A 23,764-nucleotide genomic window follows, 5' to 3' on the forward strand; every position below is an offset into this window, starting at 1 on the left:
AATTAACGGCAGTGCACAATTTTATTGAAATCATTCCTGCACGTCCACCAAATTGTACATCGTTTTATTTTATTATCGCTATTATTATGTCATTTTTGTAGAACCAATTTTAATGGAATGAGACAAAAGCTTTTACTGTTTGTACTGGCACTGGTACTTACCACTATAACAATATCGGCCCGCGAAAAATACGCCATCGTCATTCACGGTGGTGCAGGTGTAATGTCGCGCGATAAAATGAGCGAAGAACTTCGTACTGAATACAAAGCAAAGCTCAACGAGGCACTAGTTTTGGGCAAGAAAATGTTGCAGGAAGGTGCTTCGGCCACAGATGTTGTAGTAAAAGTAATCAACGTTATGGAAGACTCACCGCTATTTAACGCCGGTAAAGGTGCCGTTTTTACCCACGACGGGGTCAACGAACTTGATGCTTCTATCATGGAAGGAAAAACACAAAATGCCGGTGCAGTTTCGGGTGTAAGAGATGTTAAAAATCCGATCTGTGCAGCACGCGCCGTCATGGATAATTCGGAGCATGTAATGCTGAGCGGAGCAGGAGCTTCGGAATTTGCAAAACTTCAGGGCCTCGAAATTGTTCCCAATAAATATTTCTATACCGAAAGAAGGTATCAGTCGTTGCAGCAACTTTTAAAAAAGGAACGCGAACGAACAAAAAAAGACAATATGGGAACAGTAGGATGCGTGGTACTTGATCAGGATGGTAACCTGTGTGCAGGAACATCAACCGGTGGGATGACCAATAAAAAATACGGCCGGATCGGCGATTCACCGATCATTGGAGCGGGGACTTATGCCAACAATAATACCTGCGCGCTTTCGTGCACCGGTCATGGCGAGTACTATATCCGGCTTGGTTTTGCCCGCGATATTTCGGCATTGGTAGAATATAAAAACCTCAGTGTTGCAGAAGCCTGTCATGAAGAGATTAAAAAACTCTCGGAAATGGGAGGAACAGGTGGTGTTATCGGACTTGATGCCGACGGAAATATAGCCATGGAATTCAACACCAGTGGCATGTTCCGGGGATACATAAAATCCTCGGGCGAAAAAGACATTGCGATTTTTAAAAATGAATAATAAAAATAGTAACAGACTTCGGTCTTCCAACTTCTAACTTCCAACTGGAATATGAAATTTCTTTTTCCAACATTTCTTTTTGCACTTCTGGCGATTGCCATTCCGGTGATCATTCACCTGTTTAGTTTTAAACGGCATAAAACCGTTTATTTTAGTAATGTTGAGTTTTTAAAAGACATCAAAAAGGAATCGAAGAAACAGTCGCGGCTAAAACAACTACTGATTCTGGCTGCGCGCATATTGACCATTATTTTCCTGGTTTTTGCTTTTGCCCAACCCTACATTCCTACCGGTGGCGAAACCCAAAAACAGCCCAATCAACTGGTAGCTGTTTATGTCGATAATTCATTCAGTATGAATGCCATTTCTGAACAAGGGCAATTGCTGGAAGTGGCACGAAACAAAGCGCTTGAAATTTGTCTGGCCTACCCCGCCGGAACAAAATTCCGCCTGTTCACCAACGATCTGAAACCCATTCATCAGCATGTATTAAACAAAGAACAGTTTATAAATCAGGTATCCGAAATACAAGCAACGCCGGCAGTTATTTCCTTATCGATGATCTATAACCGCTTTGCCGAACAGCAAACTGAGGATGCCGAAAACACCGATAAAAACCTGTACTTCATTTCCGATTTTCAGCGCACAATAACCGATATTGATGAATTTGAAGCAGATAATATTTTTAGTTATTACCTGCCACTTGTTCCCAACGAGGTGGCCAACCTCTACATCGATTCTTGCTGGGTGGAAGTTCCTGCTCATCGTCTTGGTCAGGAAGAGACAATTTACGTTAGCATCAAAAACAGTTCGAACCAGGATTATCAAAACCTGCCCATTAAAATGTTCCTGAACGACTCGCTAAAGTCGATCACCAATTTTTCGGTGGAGGCGCAGGAAAATATTGTGGCCGAACTGAAGTACAACAACAATTCGAGCGGTTTGCAAATGGGTCGCCTCGAGATAACGGATTACCCGTTTACCCACGACAACAACTGGTACATCAGTTACAAGGTGGATAAAAACCTGAAGGCGCTTGCGATTTACAACAATACCGCAAGTTCGCAGGAAGGGCTGCAATACATTGATGCACTGTTCGAAAACGACGACTATGTGCTGCTCGACCAAATGAACGTACAAAACCTGCAGGTGAACCGTCTTGGTGATTACAACACTATCTTCCTCGTAAACCTTGAAAATTACTCAAGTGGTTTTCTGAACGAGTTGGAAACCGTCGTCGGAGAAGGTACATCAGTGGTTATTTTCCCCGAGATGGGCAACAACACACAGCTGATCAACAACCTGCTTTCGCGTTTCGATGCCAATCAGGTTCTGGGCATTGATTCTACCATACAGGAAATTGCACAGATTGAGTACGACAATGCCTTCTATAAAAATGTATTTAAAAAGCGGGAAGAGAATCCCATATTGCCGGAAATAAAGAACCACCTGCGTTTTGAAAACGCAACACGTAGCGACGAAATGAATTTACTGGCCTTCCAGAATGGCGACAAGGCTCTATCGCAGCTCAGTTACGGCGATGGAAAAGTATGGACATTCAGCTTTCCGATAAACACGGCCAACGAGGATTTTGCCAATGATGTGCTGTTTGTACCCACGCTTTACAATTTTGTTCTGAACAGCCTGCCCAAGCAAGAGATCTCCCTGATTGTAGGCAAGAATAATTTTTACGATCTGCCCGGAAATATTCAGTACAAACTAAACGCTGCTTTCGAGATCGAGAACCTGAAAACCGGAGATAAAATTGTTCCAAACAATACCGTTACAGGCCGAAAAACCCGCCTCGAATTTGGTGGACAAATCGCTAGCGACGGTCACTACCTCATTGAAAACGACGGCGATGTTGTAGCCTCTATGGCCTTTAATTACAACCGTCAGGAATCCGATCTTCGTTATTACAGCGAGGAAGAACTCCAAAACCGCATTGATGAGTTTCAACTAAAAAATGCCACTGTGGTTTCGAAAGTAGAGCGCAATTTCTCGGAAGTGTTGGATGAACTCCAAAACGGCAAACAACTCTGGAAACTGATGATCATTCTGGCCTTGTTTTTCATTCTCGTTGAAGCTCTGCTGGCCCGTTTCTGGAAGTAAACTGGATACTCTGAGAGACTAAACAAGATAAGAATAAAATGCATTACTGCCTTGATGCTTAGATATTCGGGAAATCGTGATTGTGATTGCCAACCGTAATTTTGCCTTTTCCCAATTCATGGGCTGAGGGACAGAAGGATTGAACACTGCAACTGAACTCTAAACTCTGAACCTGAACTCAGAACATTCAACTCCTTTCCCTGACTTTTCTCACTGCTTTTTAACACGAAAAACACGGTTGCTTTTTCAGGCTAAAAATTGTAATTCTGCATAAACTTAAAACTGAAAAGATGACAACATTGACTTCGAAGGATTTTATGGCCAAAGAAGACCAATTTGGCGCACATAATTACCATCCGCTACCCGTTGTTCTGGCAAAAGGCGAAGGCGTTTTTGTTTGGGATGTGGAAGGAAATAAATATTTCGATTTTCTGGCTGCTTATTCTGCGGTAAACCAGGGTCACTGTCACCCCAAAATTGTAAAAGCTTTAACCAACCAGGCCGAAACTCTGGCGCTTACATCGAGGGCTTTTTACAACAACGTTCTGGGCGATTGGGAAGAGTACATGACCAAGCTGTTTGGCTACGATAAAATGTTGCCGATGAACTCGGGTGCCGAAGCCGACGAAACCGCTTTAAAACTCATCCGAAAGTGGGCCTATAAAATAAAAGGAATTCCTGCCGACCAAGCTAAAATTGTGGTGTGCGACGGCAACTTCCACGGACGTACCATCACCATAATTTCCATGTCGTCCGATCCGGATGCTTACAGTGACTACGGACCATACACTCCGGGTTTTGTAAATATCCCTTACAACGATCTGGAACGACTGGAAGCAGAATTAAAAGATCCTAATGTAGCCGGATTTCTTGTTGAGCCCATCCAGGCCGAAGCAGGTGTTTACGTGCCCGAGGATGGATACCTGAAAAAAGCGGCCGACCTGTGCAAAAAATACAAGGTACTTTTTGTTGCCGACGAAGTACAAACCGGGCTGGCCCGCACCGGTAAAATGCTGGCCTGCGACCACGAAGATGTACGCCCCGATATTTTGGTTTTGGGAAAAGCGCTTTCGGGCGGAATGTACCCGGTTTCGTGTGTGCTGGCCGACGACGAGATCATGCTTACCATTAAACCCGGCGAACACGGAAGCACGTATGGTGGTAACCCGATTGCCGCCAAAGTAGCCATGGCTGCGCTCGATGTGCTTCAGGAAGAAAAACTGGTGGAGAATTCCGAACGCCTGGGACAAATCTTCCGTGCTGAAATGAAAGCGATTGACTCACCGCTGATCGAGATTGTTCGCGGGAAAGGCCTGCTGAATGCCGTTGCCATAAAACCCACCAACGGAAAAACCGCCTGGGATGTGTGCCTCGCGCTGAAAGAAAACGGACTGATCGCCAAACCTACGCACGAGCACATCATCCGGTTTACGCCGCCATTGGTAATCACCGAGGAGCAAATGATGGAAGCCATCGACATCATCAAAAAAACATTTAAAGAATTTGAGGTATAAATTACCTTGTTTTGTATTTACCAAAGTGCCATTTGTGAAAACATCTGGCATTTTTTTATTCCACTCATCCACGTTTTAATCAACATGTTTCTGTAAGTGGTTTATTCTGTTCCGGACGTTATTTATTGGATTCGCCTCACAAAACTTGTAACTTTATAGTAAACCTAAAAAACTGATATCATGCCTAAAACTCTGGTAACCTTCTACTCGAATACCGGGAACAACAGATTCCTGGCCGGCGAGATTGCCAAACGCCTGAACTGCGAAATCGAAGAGATTGTACCTGTTATTAATGTTCATCTATTGCTTTTGTCGGGCATTGGACTGGGAAACAAAGCGATAAAAAAAGACCTTTCGGCATACGACCGGGTTATACTTGTTGGTCCGGTGTGGATGGGAAGTTTTATATACCCGCTACGGAAATTTATTTCCAAACACCGCAACGAAGTAAAACAATGGCTGTTTGTTACCTGCTGTGGCAGCAGTTATAAGTTGAAGAAAGACAAATACGGACACGAGATGGTATCCAGAAAAATACGCGACATGTTTCCCGACCTGAACATTAAATGCACAGCTTTACCAATTACAATGACCATGCCCGACGACCTACAGGATGATCCGAAAGCCATGATGGAAACCCGTCTGAGCGAAGCCAATTTCAACGGGCTTTTTCGCGAGAAATTTAATGCGTTGATGACTGAGCTCGTTTGAAGAGAGATAATCAACCATGGTCACTTAATCAGAACCTGCCCGCAACCTGAGTCCCACAGTTAAGGCAGCAGCCCATTTCATCCATATTCTTTTTAGTTGCGGAGTATCCGTCACGTTTTATCAGCAATTGTCTGCAGGCAGGGCAACGGGTTGCCGAACCTTCGGGGTCGTAAATATTGCCGGTATAGACATAATTCAAACCCTTTGAACGGGCGATCCGCCGTGCCTTTCGCAAAGTCGAAAGCGGCGTTCGTGGCCGGTCGGTCATTTTATATGCCGGATGAAAAGCGCTAAAGTGCAGCGGTACATTTTCGCCCAGGTTTTCCGCAACCCACTCGCTCAGTTCATGCAGTTCGCTTTCCGAATCGTTAAGACTGGAAATCAGCAGCGTGGTTATTTCAAGCCACACATCAGTTTCCTGTTTAATGTATTTCAGGGTATCGAGAACGGGAAGCAGGCGCCCTCCGGTGTAATTCTTGTAAAATTCATCGTTAAAGGCTTTCAGATCGACATTGGCCGCATCGATAAACGAAAAAAAATCAGAACGGGCCTGCTCCGAAATATAACCCGCCGTTACCGCCACCGTGTTCAGTTCTCGGCTGTGTGCCAGTTCAGCCACATCACGGGCAAATTCCAAAAATACAACAGGCTCGTTATAAGTAAAAGTAATATGTTGCGTTCCCTTACTCTCAGCAGTACCCACGATCTGTTCCACACTGGTCTCGTACATGGCATTGGTATCGGTGCATCTTGAAATGTGGGCATTCTGACAAAATTTGCAGGCCAGGTTACAACCAATGGTTCCGAAACTCAGCACTGGCGTTCCCGGGTAAAAATGGTAGAGTGGCTTTTTCTCGATAGGATCGACTGCCGGTCGGGTTGTTCGGCCATAAGCGTGCAGCACCACTTCGCCGTTTTTAGCGCCACGTACATAACAAAATCCCCGTTGACCGTCGTGTAGTTTACAATTCCGCGGACACAGGTCGCACTGCACCTTCCCTTCCGGCAAACGGTGCCAATACTTCGTATCAATAGCTGCTGTTTCCATATAATACTCGATAAGATGTGGTAACTTTACTTTACGAAAGCCGACTGAAAATGTTAAAGGTAAAACATCCGAATGTAGCCGGAACCTTTTATCCCCGCGATCCGGAAATGCTGAAACAAGCTGTAAGAAGTTACATTCAGCCGGGAAAAGCAGGCAAAGAAACTCACGGAAAACTAAGCGCACTGATCGTGCCACATGCCGGTTACGTGTATTCGGGACCGGTGGCCGGAGTTGGTTATTATTTACTTTCTCAGCTGCCCCAAAAACCGGCGTCGGTGGCTGTACTGGCTCCCTCCCACTTTTATGGATTTGGGAAAGTAGCCACATTGCAAACAGATGTTTACGAAACACCTTTGGGCCCCCTCCTTATCGATAAAAACACGGTTCAACACCTCCTCGATGCGGAACTTGTAAGCGAAATGCCGGAAGTGTTTGAACAGGAACATGCTCTTGAAGTGCAGTTGCCTTTTATCCGCGAGGTAGCGCCGAGAGCAACGATCATCCCGCTGATTGTAGGGCAAACGCGCGCAGAACAAGTTGAACTCATTATCGACAAACTGATCAAACTCGATGTCTTTATCATTATCAGTACCGATCTGTCGCATTTTCATCTGTACACTGAAGCCTGCGAAATTGATCACCACACAAAAGAACGGATTGAAGCACTCGACTACCAAAGCCTGAACGGAAACATGGCCTGTGGTTTTCATCCGCTGGCCGGCTTGCTGAAATGGACCAAAGCCAACAGTGGCAAGCTTGTTACGCTCGATCTTCGCAACTCGGGCGACACCGCCGGCGATAAAAGCCGGGTGGTTGGTTACGGGAGTTTTGCCCTTTACGTTTAAGGTCGATCCACGTGGGGCACACAATAATCCCTTGTTTTCGAAACACAATCCCCTAGGGGCGCGTAATAATCCCCTGATTTGGCAATATAATCCCCTTAGGGCACAGGATGTGCCCCTGTTTTCACAGAGCAATCCCCAAGGGGCACTTGTCCATCCCCTGTTATCGTAACACAATCCCCGGGGTGCGCATGATAATCCCCTTCTTTCGCAACACAATCCCCATGGGGCGCATGATGTGCCCCTGTTTTCACAGAGCGATCCCCTGGGGGCACGTAATCTGCCCCCAGGGGCGCACAGCAAAAAAACGGGGGACAAAAGCACTTTTCCCTGGATTAGTGAACAGAAAGTGGAAGCGCAAAATAATTGTAGTATTTCATGAAATGAGTTCCCATGGTATCATATTATCTATTTCCTTGTATTTTTACCGCCTGAATATTACTTTGAATGCATGAACAATACATCAAGGCACGATAGGCGTTTACCTGCTGAGTGGGAGCCGCAATCGTTTTTGCAACTCACTTTTCCACATGCCAACAGCGACTGGAGTGATATGCTCGATGAAGCCACACAGTGTTTTGTCGACATCATAAATGAAGCAGCAACCTATCAGCCGGTGCTGGTGGTTTGCGATGATATTGAACGTGTGCGTTCCTTTTTCAGCACCACTAAGAACATTCACTTTACCGTGGCCCCGTCGAACGATACCTGGGCACGCGATCATGGCGGCATCACCGTTTTGGAAGGCGGCAAAGCCATTGTTCAGGATTATATTTTTAACGGCTGGGGGAATAAATTCGAGGCCGGTTTGGACAACCAGATCACCCGTAAATTGTTCGAGAACAAACTTGTTCAGGATTGTGAACTTGAAAGTTTTGATTTTGTACTGGAGGGCGGTTCGATAGAAAGCGATGGTAAAGGAACGATCCTGACCACCACGGAATGCCTGATGGAAAAGAATAGAAATCCCCAATATTCACAAGAGGAAATTGAAAATATCCTGCTAAATAATTTTGGTGCCGATCGTATTTTGTGGCTCAATAACGGCTATCTGGCCGGCGACGATACCGATTCGCACATCGACACACTAGCCCGTTTTTGCAAGGAAGACACCATTGCTTATGTAGGCTGCAACGATACGGAAGATGAACATTTCGAGTCGCTGCAAAAAATGGAAGTCGAATTACAGCAGTTCACACAAGCCGACGGAACACCATATAAACTGGTTGAACTTCCACTCCCCGATGCCTGTTACGACAGTGAGGGAAACAGGCTCCCGGCTACCTATGCCAATTTCACCATTATAAACATGGTGGTTTTAGTTCCGGTGTATGGAGTGTCGCAGGATGAAGAAGCAGTGGAAATTTTAAAAACTTGTTTTCCGGAAAGAGAAATAATACCTGTAAATTGCAGGGTACTGATCGAACAACACGGATCGTTGCATTGTGTGACCATGCAATATCCGGAAGCAGTAAAATTGAATAGTTAGAAGAAGAAACTTTAAAATATATTTTGCACCTTTCTATAGGGCGATGTAAAAAGAAAAAAAGATCGAACTATCAATAATAGCACACCATGGACAAACTAAAAGCAGGACTGATACAACAAAAGCGCACGGCAAACAAAGAAGAAAACCTTCAAAAAAGTTTGGAAGCTATCCGTAAGGCAGCTTCAATGGGTGCCGAATTGGTGGTACTGCAGGAACTGCACGCCAGTCTTTATTTTTGCCAGGTGGAGGATACTTCGCTGTTCGATCTTGCTGAACCGATCCCCGGTCCGGATTCCGATATTTTTGCACAGGCTGCAAAAGAAGCCGGTGTGGTTTTGGTGACTTCGCTTTTTGAAAAACGCGCTCCCGGTTTGTACCACAACACCGCCGTAGTTTTTGAGAAGGACGGTTCAATAGCCGGGAAATACCGGAAAATGCACATCCCCGATGATCCGGGATTTTATGAAAAATTTTATTTCACTCCCGGCGACATGGGCTTTGAACCGATTGAAACGTCGGTTGGAAAACTTGGATTGTTGGTTTGCTGGGACCAGTGGTATCCAGAAGGAGCACGTCTGATGGCATTGGCCGGTGCCGAAGTACTGATCTACCCTACTGCCATAGGCTGGGATCCGAACGATACCAAAGACGAACAACTCCGCCAGTTAGATGCCTGGACCATCTCTCAACGAGGGCATGCCGTTGCCAATGGATTGCCGGTGATCAGTGTGAACCGCGTCGGTTTTGAAGCCGATCCTACCGGAAATTCAGCCGGGATTAATTTTTGGGGAAACTCCTTTGTTGCCGGTCCTCAGGGCGAAATCATCAAAAAATTCGAAGCCGATAAAGAGCAGATCGAAGTGGTTGAAATTGATCGGAAACGCACGGAAGATGTGCGCCGCATATGGCCTTTCCTTCGCGATCGCCGCATCGATGCATACGACGAGCTACTAAAACGATATCGTGATTAAAAGCTTTGTTGAATTATTTTACCGTGCATTCATGATATTGTCGTAAATTGTTCAGAACAAATCATTTATCATGAGAAGAATACTCTTTCTTTCCCTTATAACCGCAACGATTTTTGCCTGTTCTCCCAAAGAACAACAACCCACAGAAACCGGGCTACAAGCTTTTGCCGACTCCATTTTCAAGGCGGACATCGACAGTTCATTTATTGCCGGAGCATCAGTACTGGTGGCCCAGCACGGAAAACTATTGCTCGATAAATCCTACGGCTTGGCCAGTATCGAACTCGGAGTGCCGATTCCAGCCGACGCTTCTTTTGAAATCGGTTCGGTAACCAAACAGTTTACTGCCGCCGCCATACTAAAGTTAAATCAGGAAGGCAAGCTGTCGCTAAACGACGACATCACAAAATACCTTGATTTCGATACCAAAGGAAGAAAGGTTACTATTAACAATTTGCTCTATCACACCTCGGGAATTCCCGGCTACACTGAACTGCCCGAATTTGGAGACCTGAGTATCGAGCAACATGAGAGAGACACTTTATTGCGAGTGGTGGAAAAACACGACTTTCTTTTTGAACCCGGCGAAGCCATGATTTATTGCAATACCGGTTATTTTTTATTGGGATTGATCATCGAGAAAATCAGTGAAATGTCCTACGAAGATTATTTGAACGAAGCTTTTTTTGTGCCTCTCGGGATGGATCACAGCTACTACTGCAGCATTTCGGAACCTGTTACAGGGAAAGTATACGGCTACAGTTATTCGCCCAAAGGTTTGGTACAAAAACCTTATCTCGATCACACCTGGCCCTATGCCGCCGGTTCGTTGTGCAGTACAAAGGAAGACCTCTTAACTTGGCTGGAAGCCCTTCATGGAGGCGGTGTCTTAGATGAATCAGGCTACGAATTAATGACCACTCCAGGTACTTTGAACGACGGCACTCCACTTCGATACGCCATGGGACTCGAACATTTCAAACTATCGGGAAATGAAATGATAGCCCACGCCGGTGGAATAAACGGATTTTTGACCGAAACCCGCTATTTCCCGGGCGCCAATCTTTATGTAGTTTGCCTGGTAAATACTACCGGACCAAAAGGAGCTGGCTATTTTGCCGACCAGCTGACCTGGAAATTACTTGACAAATCGCAACCCGAAGCAATGGACAAAGCAGTCGACCTACAGCATTACACAGGAAAATATTCGGGCCCTGTGCGAGGTCGTGAGGTCACGCTTGATATAGAAGCATTGGAAAATGGTTTTACCCTTTTGCCCGAAGGTTCGGAAGTACCGGATACCATTACAACTTATCTTGGTAACAATGCCTGGGCTGAAGGTTCGGCAATTTACACCTTCACCGACGACAAATTGAAAATTGACATGGTTTACGGGTATTATATCCTGCACAAACTATAAAATCGATTTCAGGTTAAATAAACGTTTGATTATAAAAAAAAGCAGCTCTTAAAGAATAATTTAGCAGATAAGCCCTTACCTTTAAACTTCGCAACCAACTCAACGCTGCCGAAAAGCAATATAAACCGTTAAAAGCATTCATTATGTTTATTTCAATTCTGATTTTTGGATTTTTATTTGGGCTGATCTTACAATATGCAAGTCTGAACAAGTACAATACGATTAGTGGAATGGCTACGCTTGATAACCTCACGGTAGCCAAAGCAATTGCAGTAGCCATTGGCTTGGGAGCAATTTTGCTGAATATTGAAATAGGCCTGGGACTCGCTTCCTTTCATGTTAAACTGCTGATTCTTGGCGGAATAGTTCTCGGAGGTCTTTTGTTTGGAGCCGGAATGGCCATTCTGGGTTATTGTCCGGGAACACTGGCCATCTCGCTTGGCGAAGGATCGCTTGATGCACTACTCGGTATTGTTGGCGGATTGCTGGGCGGCTTGGTTTTTACACTTTTGTTGCCCTCCATCAAAAGTATCCTTGGTCCCGACTTAGGTGCCATTTCTGTTCGTTCACTGATCGATTCCAACGCATTTTTTTACGTCCTGCTTGTCGTCATTGGGCTGGTATTTATAGCTGCAGCATTTTGGTTGCATACTTTCGAAAAACAAAGGAACTACCGCTGGTTGATCGCCGGAGTTCTGCTGGCGGTTTTAAATACCATTGTTTTTTCGCATTTTGGTTCCGACCGACCAATTGGCGCCTCTACCAGCTATCCGTATGTTGGCGACTCACTGTCCGGATTAATTCATAACGACTATTTCATCAAAATAAAAAAACCGGGGCATTGGGAATTGATCTTTTTAGGAGGAGCTTTTCTGGCCGGCCTGATCGGTTCGTTACTTACAAAATCTTTCCAACTTAAACTGGTTCACAAAAATTGGGAAAAATACCGCGGGACCTCAAAAGTACAACGTGCAGTCTGGGCTTTTATAGGCGGTTTCATCCTCATTTTTGGAGCACGAATGGCCGGCGGGTGTACCAGTGGCCATGTAATTTCGGGCGGCATGCAACTGTCCATCAGCAGTTTGATCTTTGCTGTAGTGGTATTTGGAAGTCTCTTATTAACCGGTAAATTATTTTACAAAAGCTGATATCATCGCTAACTTACGGACAAACTTCTCTCAATAAAATTAGTATCATTTTATTGTTAATCCCTGAATATTTACCAAATTTAGGAGCACCAATAAAACCTAAAGACCTTATAAATTTCAAATTAAGCATTATAGTATGAAAAGAATCGCTGCGAGTTTATTTGTATTGTTATTGTTTTTTGTGGGATCGGCACAGGATAAAATGGATTATTTTCTTCCTGATGATGTAAGTTATAATCCGGATATTCCTACACCCGAAGCCTTTTTTAATCAGCAAATGGGCGAATGGCATCTCACTCACGATCAGGTTCTGAATTACATCAAAAAAATTAACATGTTGTCGGATCGTGCTATCATGTATGAATATGCCCGCTCGTATGAAAATCGTCCGCTGGTGCACCTGGTTTTTACTTCGACCGATAATCAGCAAAATCTGGAAGAACTGAAAAAGCAACATTATGAATTTTCGGAACCCGGCAACGACCTTTCAAAAGACAATATTCCTTTGGTGGTTAGCCTGACGTACGGAGTGCATGGCAACGAATCGAGCGGCACGAATTCATCGATACTAACTGCGTACTACCTGGCAGCTGCCGAAGGAGAAAAAATCGATCGTTTATTGGCCAACAACATAATCATTGTCGATCCCTGTCTGAATCCCGATGGATTTACCCGCCACAGTACCTGGGCCAACATGCACCAAAGTGCGGCAGCCAATGGCAATTCCGATTCACGCCAGTTTAGCGAAGTTTGGCCCGGTGGACGAACCAATCATTACTGGTTCGACCTGAACCGCGATTATCTTCTGCTGGTTCACCCGGAAAGCAAAGGCCGCGTTGCCAAATTTCACGAATGGAAACCCAATATTGTTACCGATCATCACGAAATGGGAGCTAATTCCACGTTCTTTTTTCAACCCGGTGTACCCAGCCGGAATAATCCGTTGACACCGGAAAAGAACTACGAACTCACACATAAAATCGCACAATACCACGCTAAATTTCTTGACAAGATCGGTTCGTATTATTTCAGCGAAGAGGCGTTCGACGATTATTACTACGGAAAAGGTTCGTCCTACCCCGATGTAAATGGCTCGATCGGCATTCTGTTCGAGCAGGCCGGTTTCAGAGGGCGAATCAGACAAACCGAAAACGGAACGAAGAAATTATCATTTGCCATAAAAAACCAGTTCACTGCCTCCCTGTCAACACTTGAGGCAGCCATAAACCTGCACGATGAATTACTCGATATGCAAAAAGATTTCTATGCAACTGCGCTGGATGTAGCTGAAGAAAATACGGCAAAAGCTTATGTTTTTGGCAGCGCAACCGATAAGGTAAAAACGCAGTTGTTTATTGATCTGTTAAATCGACACCAGATTGAAGTTTACGAGAACAGCAAAGACATAAGCATCGATAACAAGGAATTTGAAAGCGGCAGCAGTTTTATTGTTCCTGTAAAACAAAAGCAGGCCCGATTGATTCTTTCTCTATTCGAAGAAGTAACTTCGTTCGCCGATACTACTTTTTACGATGTTTCTACCTGGACAATGCCACTGGCTTACGATCTGAATTATGCCAAAATCACGGGCACCAAACAAATTTCACTGGGTGATCCGGTTAAGGCTGAAAAGATTAATGGCCGGGTAATCGGAGGTAAAAGTACATTGGGCTATTTATTCCGATGGAACGAATACTCCTGCCCTACCGCTTTGTATCATTTGCAAGCGACGGGTTTACGTGCCGAAGTAGCGACAGAGAAATTTTCCTTTAACATCGATAACAAGGAAGAAGACTTTAAATACGGAACGATATTGGTTCCGGTGAGCGACCAGAATAAAAGCGAGGCTGAACTCTTTGCCCTGATAAGCGAAATTGCCCGAAATACCGGAGTTGATTTCTATGGACTTTCCACCGGATTATCTCCGGAAGGCATTGATTTGGGGAGCAACAGATTTGCATTATTGAGCAAACCCGAAGTGTTGATGTTTGTTGGCGATGGCGCCAGAAGCAGCGACGTTGGCGAAATCTGGCACCTCTTCGATCAACGGTACCATATACCGTTAACCCTGGTTGAAAGCAACCGTTTATCGCGCACAAACCTGAACCGCTACAATACAATAATCCTGGCCGGAAATTTTCGGGGATGGAACAATAACGAGATACAAAAACTAAAAACCTGGGCCGAACAGGGCGGAACTTTGATTGCCTCTAAAAGCGGAGCACGCTGGGCTGCCCAAAACGGTTTTGGAAAGAATACCTTTAAAAAGCAGGTAAAAGCCGATACAACCATCTACCAAAGTTACGCTGAGCGCGGAAAAGAACGCACATTAAACCTGGTCAGTGGTGCGATCTTTAATGCCAAAATGGATCTGACTCATCCGCTTTGCTATGGTTACACTGATAATGAGATCGCAATTTTTAAAACGGATAATTCAGTGGCGAACTCATTGGAGAAAAAATACATTGAGCCCGTCAAATTCACTTCTTCGCCTTACAGAAGCGGCTGGGTTTCGGAGCCTAACCTCGAACGTATTAAAAATGCGCCGGTGGTGAGTGTTGAATCCATTGGTCGAGGAAAACTGATCAGTTATCAGGACAATATGAATTTCCGTGGCTTTTGGCTGGGAACTGCAAAATTGTTCTCAAATTCGGTGTTTTTTGGAAATATAATTCAGTAAGATCATGCTAAAATGAAATCTGTTCAACTAAACCAATTAACCAAGCTTTTTTATTTTGTCCTTCTGTCCGTGCTGACTCTAAGTGGTTGTAAACAACCGCAGGAAGCTGAAAGACCAAATATCCTCTTCTGCATAGCCGACGACTGGGGTTGGCCGCATGCTCCGGCTTATGGCGATTCGGTGATAAAAACACCAACTTTCGACAGACTTGTAAGCGAAGGTGTTGTTTTTGAGAATGCCTTTGTGGCTAGTCCTTCGTGTACTCCAAGCAGAAACTCCATTCTAACCGGTCAACACATTTGGCGGCTGGAAGAAGGTGCAAACCTTTGGTCCACACTCGACCGTAAATTCCCGGTATTTCCGCTTCTCTTGCAGAAAGCCGGTTATTTTGCCGGATCGTGGAGAAAATCGTGGGGTCCCGGGGACCTTTCGGCCGGTGGCTACGACAGCATTCATCCCACAGGGAAAGTCTACACAAAAGGATTCAAAGCTTTTCTGCAAGACCGCCCTGATGGCAGTCCATTTTGCTTTTGGCTTGGGGCTTCCGATCCTCACCGCCCGTATAAAAAAAATAGTGGCAGGGAATCGGGTATCAATCCGGATAAAATATCTGTTCCGCCATTTCTTCCTAATGTAGAAGAAGTAAGAAATGATTTTGCGGATTATTATTACGAAGTACAACGTTTTGATGCCGATGTAGCTGAAGCCATTCGTTTGCTCGATAGCATCGGAGAACTGGAAAATACAATTATTGTGATGACCGGCGATAATGGTGCACCGTTTCCGCGCTGTAAAGCCAATCTCTACGATATGGGAGTACATGTTCCACTTGCCATTAGCTGGGGGGAAAAAACCATACCTCATGTAAGCAGTCAACCCGTAACCCTGGTTGACCTGGCACCAACTTTTCTCGAACTTGCAGGTGTAGAAGTACCCGAACAGATGACCGGTAAATCACTAAAAACCGTTTTACTTCAACAAAAAGATAATAACAATGACGAATCTTTTGTCGTATACGGCCGCGAAAGACACACGCCAGCGCAGGCTGCACCTTCGATGGGTGGTTACCCGGGCCGGGCAATCCGCACAAAGGAGTATTTATACATCCTGAACTTTTTCCCGGATCGCTGGCCCGCCGGTGCTCCCGATGGTGCTACTCACCCGATGAACAACTTTGCCGATTGTGACAACGGCCCAACAAAATCGTTTTTACTCGAAAATTATTACCATCCCAAATACCGGATTTTTTACGATCTCTGTTTTGCCAAAAGGCCACAGGAAGAGTTGTACGATGTAGCTGCCGATCCTTATCAGGTGCACAATCTTGCCGTGGATGCTAAATTTCAAAATATCAGGGATAGTTTGGCCAGTTTGCTGATGGATGAATTGCGTCGGACAGGAGATCCCCGTATTTTAAAGAACGGAATTGAATTCGATAAATATCCTTATCGTGCGGGTTATAAGCTTAATGTGACAGAACATTCAAAAAGGTAATTTGCATTTTCTTCTTACCTGAAGTTAGGATTGACAATCATGTTTGCTAACTTCGGGCTTATCCATGTTTATTTCACGGAATGAATATAATTCTCAGCATAGGAATTTTAATATTTACCGGTTTCATATTGGGCGAGTTGGCCGAGAAAATAAAGCTTCCACGAATTTCCGGATATATTTTGGCAGGCATCCTCCTCAATCCCGATTTACTGGGCATTGTCTCCGATAAATTTGTAGCACATACCGATCCCCTACTTTCTATTTCCTTATCATTCATCACCTTTTCGATAGGTGGTTCTTTGTCGGCCAAAAACCTTAAAAAAACAGGGAAAAAAATTTTATTATTGACACTTGCCGAAGCATTGTTTGCCTTCCTGTCCGTTTTTGTATTTATGTTTTTAAGCCTGCAGTTTTTCATCACGCTTTTCGATTCGGTTTTTGTGAACATTGCCGTAAGTCTTTTACTGGCTTCTCTTGCTGCACCTACTGATCCCTCTGCGACTCTGGCGATTATTCATGAATACAAAGCAAAAGGTGAAGTAAGCTCGTCGATGCTCGAGATTGCAGCCTTCGATGATATTGTTGGCATTGTAATTTACACCCTGGTAACCACATTTGCGGCCTTCTTTCTGGGAAACTCCATTGTTGATTTTGAATCGAGCATGCTCGAAATGGGAAAGGGAATCGGCGGGGCAATTTTAACCGGAGTTTTGGTCGGATATGCATTTAACTTTCTTGTTAAATGGTTCCGTAAACAGACCGAAGGATCGCTCATCGTTCTTACTTTTGGATTAGTGCTGCTGAGTTACGGTATCTCGGAGTTTTTTGGATTTGAATCCTTATTGGCAACACTAACATTGGGTGTAATGGTTGTGAACTCTAATCCGCTTGCCGAAAAAATCCTGAAATTAATCGAACGTTATACCGATGAACTCATCTTTGTCGTGTTTTTTACGCTTTCAGGATTACACCTGCAACTCGCTTCCATTTCGGGTAGTTTTGTTTTGATCGTGATTTACATTGCAGCCCGCGCAATTGGCAAATTCTCAGGAATTTATACGGGTTCAGTTTTACTTAATGCCGATCCTAAGGTAAAAAAATATGCTGCCGGCGGGCTGCTTCCTCAAGGTGGCATTGTCATCGGGCTGGCACTGCTACTCACCAACGAAAGCATTTACGACAAAACAGCTTCAATGATCATTGGTATTGTGATTGGAGCCGCGTTAATTCATGAGATCGCAGGCCCCATTGCATCAAGGTTTGTGTTGAAAAAAGCCGGTGAAGTCTCCTGAACAGTTTTCTTCAGTTCTCCTTGCCGGAATATAGATGATACTTTTAAGCTAAAAGCGAAATACGGCTATTCGTAGCTATTGGCAATCACCAATCGTGGCTGGCCTTTTACGCGCTCACGTTTCACTTCGTAATCGCGGGTATAGCTTATTACCGAAACGCCCTGGTTCATATAACCGCCAAACTGCGAATATTTCTCGAAATGGTAATTCCCCTGTATCAGATCGACATGAAAATAAGGTAAACAATCGGCAAATTCTTTCCCAAATCCCGAAATGGCTTTCAGGAAATATGAAGTGACATCGTAACCTTGTATGCCAAAGTTATCAGGCTCTGTTCCATAATTCGTTTTAAAATCTTCGATAAAAGCGATGGTATTCTGATTGGAATAATCGATCCAGTACGGTGCAATGTATTTCAACTTCAGGTTGTGGAAATGATCGATCTGGATACTCTGGAAACTCGGGAACCGATGCGAACCGATCAAAGTTATGGAATAATCGCTGGCCAGATTGTTCACGTTTGAAATGGCAATGCTTAAACTTCCTTCGTTAGAATCAGGAATGTAAACCACATTTTCTTTTGATTTCGACATGATTCGGCGTAAACCAAAAGGCCCTTCATTTTTGAAATCGTAAATCGTAAAGTTCACTCCTTCGCGCTGACTCATCAAACCTGCATTAAAAAACTTTTCCTGAAGCAAATTCACCAACTTACCCTCTTCGGTTCGGCTGTAATCCTCAGTTTTCAGAACAATAAAATTGCTGTTGTAATATTCTTCTGCCACCATTTCAGCTGTTTCAACTCCCAGGTATTCTCTCGATGGATTCACCTGAAAATAATACGGATTCGTTTGGATCAGCCGGGATTGCGATGCCAGCGGCGAAACCATCGGGATACGGTTTTTAGCCGCTATTTGCGACACAGGCGCCTGAACATCGGGATAAATCGGACCAATAATAAGATCAGTATTTAGAAAGTCGGGATCTGAAATGTATTGCAAAATAGAATCGGCACTCCTTTGTGTATCGAAAACTTTCAGCTGAACATCCCTTCCTTGAAGTTTCAGATGGTCCAATGCAAGCAGAACGCCTTCGTAGAACTGAACAAAGTTTTCGGTGTTACCATAAAACTTTTTGAAAACTTCGATGTGTTCCACCTCGATGGTGTCCTGGAAAGTGGTATCTGCCATAAAATCCACAACATTCCCGGTAAACTCTTCCTCGGCCTCGGTGGCCAGTAATGTTGAATCAATTACGGCCTCCCGGTTCAGCGTATCATTCGCCTCAAGAAACAGTGGCAGAAACAACACCACATTGTAAGTTTGCTGATCAAACGATCTGGTGTAATCGGGTCGACAATCTTCCGGAATTTCCACAGTAAGATCCACTTTATAAAAGTCTTCGTCGGGTTCCGGAACTGTCGGCTCGTCAGAAATGACCTCGTTCTCGCTTTCAGTATCTTCCGGCGTTTCTTCCATTTTAACAGGAATCAAAATATTTTCTCCCTCTACTAATCCGCGTTGTTCCAGCAGCGGATTGTATTTTTTAAGATCAAGAATACTTACGTCAAACTGTCGGGATAAACCATACAACGTTTCGCCCTTTTGAACATGATGCGTATTAAACGCTTCATCATTAAAAGGCTTCACAAGCGGCTCGGGTGCATCCTGAACCGGGATTTTAATAACCGCCCCGGCCGGGAAGCCGGTATTCAGGATCGGGTTTAAGGTCTTTAATTCAGCTTCCGACACTCCATAACGGCGGGTAGTTCCCCAAAGTGTCTCCCCCGATTCAATAATATGCTCGAGATATTTTCCCGAAAACTCATTCTTTGCAGGCTGAACTTCTTCAACGGTTTCTTCTTCCTTCTTTTTCGGAATATAAAGTACCGATCCGGCTTTCAAGTTATTGGCATTAGGATTTATACGCAGGAGTTCGGTCTCTGAAACTTCATACTTTTTTGAAAGCGAGTAAAGTGTTTCGCCCGATACAACTTGGTGTGCAATCATTTCAGGTTCAGCCGTACCTGCTATAGTTTCTGGTTCCTTTTCTATAGGCGCATTCCAATAAGGGATTTTAAGGATTGTACCCCTTTTAAATTTCTTTTTATCCGGGTTGTATTTATACAATTCTTCAACGGTAATTCCATTTTCCTTGGCAACGAAATAGGCTGTTTCTCTGCGCGATTGAATTTTGTATGGTTTAAAACCATCGGGGTCACCTTTTTGCTGCGACTCTGCAAGCGACAGATCGGCTCCTTCCTTATAAGGTATTTTTAGTATGTCGCCAATACTTGGTCCTTTTGCCAAGCCGGGATTGTGCTTTTCCAGCTCTGCACGATCAACCTTATACTTTTTGGTAAGCGAATAGATCGTTTCGCCTGTTTTCACCTCGTGCAATATAAATTTCTCGCCACTGATTACAACAATTTCGTTTTCACGCAGGTTTTGTCCCGAAACAGGTTCAATCCCAACAAAAAGCAGCGATATAAATATTACGCTAAGTATGAACTTCATGAAATACTAACTTAAATAATTGGCCAAAATTAACAAATAATACCCAACACAAAAGAAACGAGTGATTTTGAAAATAATTTCGTAATATGCAGTAATCGCATAAAAATTTATGACTTGTTAATAAGGCCGCCTTTTTAGGGTATAAAAGCACCACTTTTGAGACTATATTTTTACTTTTGTCGTTTTACCACTTTAAAGTTTATCAGATGCAAGAAAAGATTTTGATCCTGGATTTCGGATCACAATATACTCAGTTAATCGGACGCAAAATTCGTGAACTAAATGTTTATTGCGAGATCCATCCATACAATCATTACCCTGAAATTGACGAGAGTGTAAAAGGAGTTGTTTTATCTGGCAGCCCATTCTCTGTTCGGGATGAAAATGCCCCGCACCCCGATCTTTCTGAAATTAAAGGTAAACTGCCGGTTTTGGGAGTTTGCTATGGCGCACAATACATGGCCCATTTTTATGGTGGAGAAGTGGCTCCGTCGGACACACGCGAATATGGCCGCGCCAATCTGGGATTTATCGATCACGACAATATTTTGTTTAAAGATATCAGCCTGCACACCCAGGTGTGGATGTCGCACGGCGATACCATCGTTCGACTTCCGAAAAATTATAAAGTTATCGCTTCAACTGAAGATGTAAACTATGCGGCTTTTAAAGTAGATGGCGAAAACACCTGGGCGATACAGTTTCACCCTGAAGTTTATCACACTACAGAAGGCAAGCAACTACTAAAAAACTTTGTTTCCGATGTTTGTGGCTGTGAGCAAAACTGGACCCCGGATTCTTTTGTAGAAACTACTGTCAAAGAGTTAAAAGAACAATTGGGAAATGATAAAGTGGTGCTTGGTTTATCAGGTGGTGTTGATTCGTCGGTTGCAGGTGTACTGCTGAATAAAGCCATCGGTAAAAATCTCACCTGTATCTTTGTTGACAACGGTCTGCTCCGAAAAAATGAATTTGAGGATGTTTTGCATTCCTACGAGGATATGGGATTAAATGTTATTGGCGTTGATGCCCGCCAAAAATTCTGGGACGACCTTGCCGGGATTACTGATCCTGAGCAGAAAAGAAAAATTATTGGCCGCAATTTCATCGAAGTTTTCGACGAAGAAGCCCATAAAATAAAAGATGTAAAATGGTTGGCACAGGGAACGATTTACCCTGATGTGATTGAATCGGTTTCAGTGAACGGACCGTCAGCCACCATTAAGTCGCACCACAATGTTGGCGGACTTCCCGAAAAAATGAACCTGAAAGTGGTTGAACCGCTAAAGCTGCTTTTTAAAGATGAAGTTCGCCGGGTTGGAAAAGCCATGAACATTAAACAGGAGCTGCTGGGGCGTCATCCTTTCCCGGGTCCCGGACTTGGTATTCGGATTCTTGGCGACATAACTCCTGATAAAGTAAGAATGCTGCAGGAAGCTGATCACATTTTTATTAACGGATTGAAAAACTGGGGACTTTACGATGAAGTTTGGCAAGCCGGTGTGATGTTATTGCCGGTTCAGTCGGTTGGTGTGATGGGCGACGAGCGAACCTATGAAAACACAGTGGCTTTGCGGGCTGTTACCTCAACCGATGGCATGACGGCCGACTGGGTGCACCTCCCCTACGACTTTATGGCTAAAATGTCGAACGAGATTATTAATAAAGTAAGAGGAATCAACCGCGTAGTGTACGACATCAGTTCCAAACCACCTGCAACAATCGAGTGGGAATAATTGTTAGGGTTTTATCTCAGGCTATTTAGTGATAGTCGACAGCTTAAAGAAACAAATCATGAAAAAAAATTCATTTACACAAATCAGAAAATTGGGTATAAATATTTTATTGGCACTTGCATTAATAATTCCGTCGATACAAAGTTCGGCACAGGAATCAGTGCAGGAAAATCAGCTTAAGTTTGCACGATTGCTTCGACTGGTCGACGGCTATTATGTTGATTCAGCCAATGTGACACAATTAACTGAAGACGCCATTGTGCATCTTTTAGGCGAACTCGATCCGCACTCAACCTACATTTCAAAGGAAGAGGTTGAAAAAATGAATGAGGGCTTAAAAGGAAATTTTGAAGGGATTGGAATCTCTTTCAACATATACAAAGATACTTTGCTGGTAACAACTACCATTTCAGGCGGACCTTCCGAAAAAGTGGGTTTGCGTGCCGGTGACCGAATTGTTGATGTAGATGGGAAAAATATTGCCGGAATCGGGCTAAAAAATTCCGACGTTTTTGATATGCTTCGTGGCGATAAAGGCACTGAAGTGAACCTCAAAGTTCTTCGCAGAACAGAACCGGAGTTACTTGAGTTTAGTATTATAAGAGACAAAATACCGATTTTTAGTCTTGATGCTTCGTACATGCTCGATGAATCAACCGGCTACATCAAATTGAATAAATTCTCTGCAACAACAAATGAGGAATTCGAGGCTGCCATGAAGGAACTGAGCCAGGACAACCTGCAAAATCTTATTCTCGATCTTCGTGGAAACGGTGGCGGTTACCTCAGAACAGCCATTGAAATCTCGGATCAGTTCTTAAAAGACGATCAAATGGTGGTTTACACTGATGGGTTGAATGATCCCAAAAGAGATTACAAAGCTTCGCCGAAAGGCTTATTTCAAAAAGGAAACCTGATCGTTCTTGTAAATGAAGGATCGGCATCGGCAAGCGAAATTGTTTCCGGAGCTGTTCAGGATTGGGACCGTGGACTTATCATCGGACGTCGTTCGTTTGGTAAAGGTCTGGTTCAAAAACCATTCTTCTTAACCGATGGTTCGATGGTGCGACTCACTACCGCCCATTATTACACACCAAGCGGCCGCTGTATTCAGAAACCCTATGAAGAAGGGCTCAGCGAATACCGAAAAGACTACGCCAGCCGCTTATCGAACGGTGAAATGTTCAGTGCCGATAGTATCCATTTCGACAACAAATTAAAACACCATACTCTCGTAAACGGCAGAAACGTTTATGGCGGAGGCGGTATCATGCCCGATATTTTTGTTCCACTTGATACTTCAAGCCATTACGCTTACCTAAACAAATTGCGCCGCAAAAATGTGACGTATAATTATGTACTTGATTATGTCGACAGCAACCGTGAAAAGCTGAAAGAGGAGTATCCCGATTTTGAAGCATTTAACAAAGATTTTAAAATATCGGATGAGGTGATCGATGAAATTGTGTTGCGCGGCCAAAAAGAAGGCGTTGAAAAAGATGAAGAAAGCCTGAATTGGGGCATCACAAAACTGAAAGAAGAGTTAAAAGCGTACATTGCCCGCGACATGTATTCAAGAAACGACATGTTCAAGGTTTTAAACGAGGATGACGATGTTATTCTTAAAGCACTTGAAGTGTTGAAAAATCAAAACGAATACAACAACCTTTTAGTGACAACCGAATATTAATCT

The 23,764-nt window shown here is 44.0% G+C and carries 16 protein-coding genes; 14 read left to right on the top strand and 2 right to left on the bottom strand.

Features of this window, described 5'->3' with window-relative positions:
• Nucleotides 1–117: 117 nt before the first annotated feature.
• The 4 genes from WFY05_RS20265 (at nucleotide 118) to WFY05_RS20280 (ending at nucleotide 5,435) form a co-directional block, all read left to right on the top strand.
• Nucleotides 118–1,098, top strand: coding sequence for an isoaspartyl peptidase/L-asparaginase family protein (locus WFY05_RS20265; protein WP_340114757.1), 981 nt, complete (start codon nucleotides 118–120; stop codon nucleotides 1,096–1,098).
• A 51-nt stretch (nucleotides 1,099–1,149) separates the two neighbouring features.
• Nucleotides 1,150–3,210 carry a BatA domain-containing protein gene (locus WFY05_RS20270; RefSeq protein ID WP_340114758.1) on the top strand — a complete coding sequence of 687 codons (2,061 nt, stop codon included), beginning with the start codon at nucleotides 1,150–1,152 and terminating at the stop codon, nucleotides 3,208–3,210.
• A gap of 290 nt (nucleotides 3,211–3,500) precedes the next feature.
• Entirely contained in the window at nucleotides 3,501–4,724 is a 1,224-nt protein-coding gene (gene rocD, locus WFY05_RS20275; RefSeq protein ID WP_340114759.1) for an ornithine--oxo-acid transaminase, read from the top strand.
• A 180-nt stretch (nucleotides 4,725–4,904) separates the two neighbouring features.
• Nucleotides 4,905–5,435, top strand: a complete 531-nt coding sequence (locus tag WFY05_RS20280; protein WP_340114760.1) for a flavodoxin family protein — start codon at nucleotides 4,905–4,907, stop codon at nucleotides 5,433–5,435.
• A 28-nt stretch (nucleotides 5,436–5,463) separates the two neighbouring features.
• On the opposite strand, the gene amrS is transcribed toward WFY05_RS20280, so the two are convergent.
• The gene (gene amrS / locus WFY05_RS20285; RefSeq protein WP_340114761.1) at nucleotides 5,464–6,483 is read right to left on the bottom strand and encodes an AmmeMemoRadiSam system radical SAM enzyme; all 1,020 of its coding nucleotides are present in this window, start codon (nucleotides 6,481–6,483) and stop codon (nucleotides 5,464–5,466) included.
• Nucleotides 6,484–6,533: 50 nt separating this feature from the next.
• On the opposite strand from amrS, the gene amrB reads away from it, so the two are divergent.
• The 8 genes from amrB (at nucleotide 6,534) to WFY05_RS20325 (ending at nucleotide 17,819) form a co-directional block, all read left to right on the top strand.
• Nucleotides 6,534–7,328 (top strand): AmmeMemoRadiSam system protein B, encoded by a 795-nt coding sequence (gene amrB / locus WFY05_RS20290; protein WP_340114762.1) that lies wholly within the window; start codon nucleotides 6,534–6,536, stop codon nucleotides 7,326–7,328.
• A gap of 448 nt (nucleotides 7,329–7,776) precedes the next feature.
• The gene (locus WFY05_RS20295; protein WP_340114763.1) at nucleotides 7,777–8,814 is read left to right on the top strand and encodes an agmatine deiminase family protein; all 1,038 of its coding nucleotides are present in this window, start codon (nucleotides 7,777–7,779) and stop codon (nucleotides 8,812–8,814) included.
• Between the two features lie 86 nt (nucleotides 8,815–8,900).
• Nucleotides 8,901–9,785: a carbon-nitrogen hydrolase gene (locus tag WFY05_RS20300; RefSeq protein WP_340114764.1), complete on the top strand. Its 885-nt coding sequence runs from the start codon at nucleotides 8,901–8,903 to the stop codon at nucleotides 9,783–9,785.
• 70 nt (nucleotides 9,786–9,855) lie between these two features.
• Nucleotides 9,856–11,205 (top strand): serine hydrolase domain-containing protein, encoded by a 1,350-nt coding sequence (locus WFY05_RS20305; RefSeq protein ID WP_340114765.1) that lies wholly within the window; start codon nucleotides 9,856–9,858, stop codon nucleotides 11,203–11,205.
• A 143-nt stretch (nucleotides 11,206–11,348) separates the two neighbouring features.
• Nucleotides 11,349–12,353: a YeeE/YedE thiosulfate transporter family protein gene (locus WFY05_RS20310; protein ID WP_340114766.1), complete on the top strand. Its 1,005-nt coding sequence runs from the start codon at nucleotides 11,349–11,351 to the stop codon at nucleotides 12,351–12,353.
• A 136-nt stretch (nucleotides 12,354–12,489) separates the two neighbouring features.
• Complete coding sequence (locus WFY05_RS20315; protein ID WP_340114768.1) at nucleotides 12,490–15,033, top strand: M14 family zinc carboxypeptidase; 2,544 nt, start codon at nucleotides 12,490–12,492, stop codon at nucleotides 15,031–15,033.
• Between the two features lie 12 nt (nucleotides 15,034–15,045).
• Nucleotides 15,046–16,527 (top strand): sulfatase family protein, encoded by a 1,482-nt coding sequence (locus WFY05_RS20320; protein WP_340114769.1) that lies wholly within the window; start codon nucleotides 15,046–15,048, stop codon nucleotides 16,525–16,527.
• Between the two features lie 80 nt (nucleotides 16,528–16,607).
• Nucleotides 16,608–17,819, top strand: coding sequence for a cation:proton antiporter (locus WFY05_RS20325; RefSeq protein WP_340114770.1), 1,212 nt, complete (start codon nucleotides 16,608–16,610; stop codon nucleotides 17,817–17,819).
• Between the two features lie 65 nt (nucleotides 17,820–17,884).
• Here the strand turns inward: WFY05_RS20325 and WFY05_RS20330 are convergent, their stop codons facing one another.
• Nucleotides 17,885–20,335: a LysM peptidoglycan-binding domain-containing protein gene (locus WFY05_RS20330; protein ID WP_340114771.1), complete on the bottom strand. Its 2,451-nt coding sequence runs from the start codon at nucleotides 20,333–20,335 to the stop codon at nucleotides 17,885–17,887.
• Between the two features lie 206 nt (nucleotides 20,336–20,541).
• On the opposite strand from WFY05_RS20330, the gene guaA reads away from it, so the two are divergent.
• Both guaA and WFY05_RS20340 read left to right on the top strand, forming a co-directional pair.
• Nucleotides 20,542–22,071: a glutamine-hydrolyzing GMP synthase gene (guaA, locus tag WFY05_RS20335; protein WP_340114772.1), complete on the top strand. Its 1,530-nt coding sequence runs from the start codon at nucleotides 20,542–20,544 to the stop codon at nucleotides 22,069–22,071.
• Between the two features lie 58 nt (nucleotides 22,072–22,129).
• Entirely contained in the window at nucleotides 22,130–23,761 is a 1,632-nt protein-coding gene (locus WFY05_RS20340; protein ID WP_340114773.1) for a S41 family peptidase, read from the top strand.
• Nucleotides 23,762–23,764 lie beyond the last annotated feature (3 nt).

The sequence above is a fragment of the Maribellus mangrovi genome, from assembly GCF_037646455.1.
Lineage (GTDB): Bacteria > Bacteroidota > Bacteroidia > Bacteroidales > Prolixibacteraceae > Draconibacterium > Draconibacterium mangrovi_A.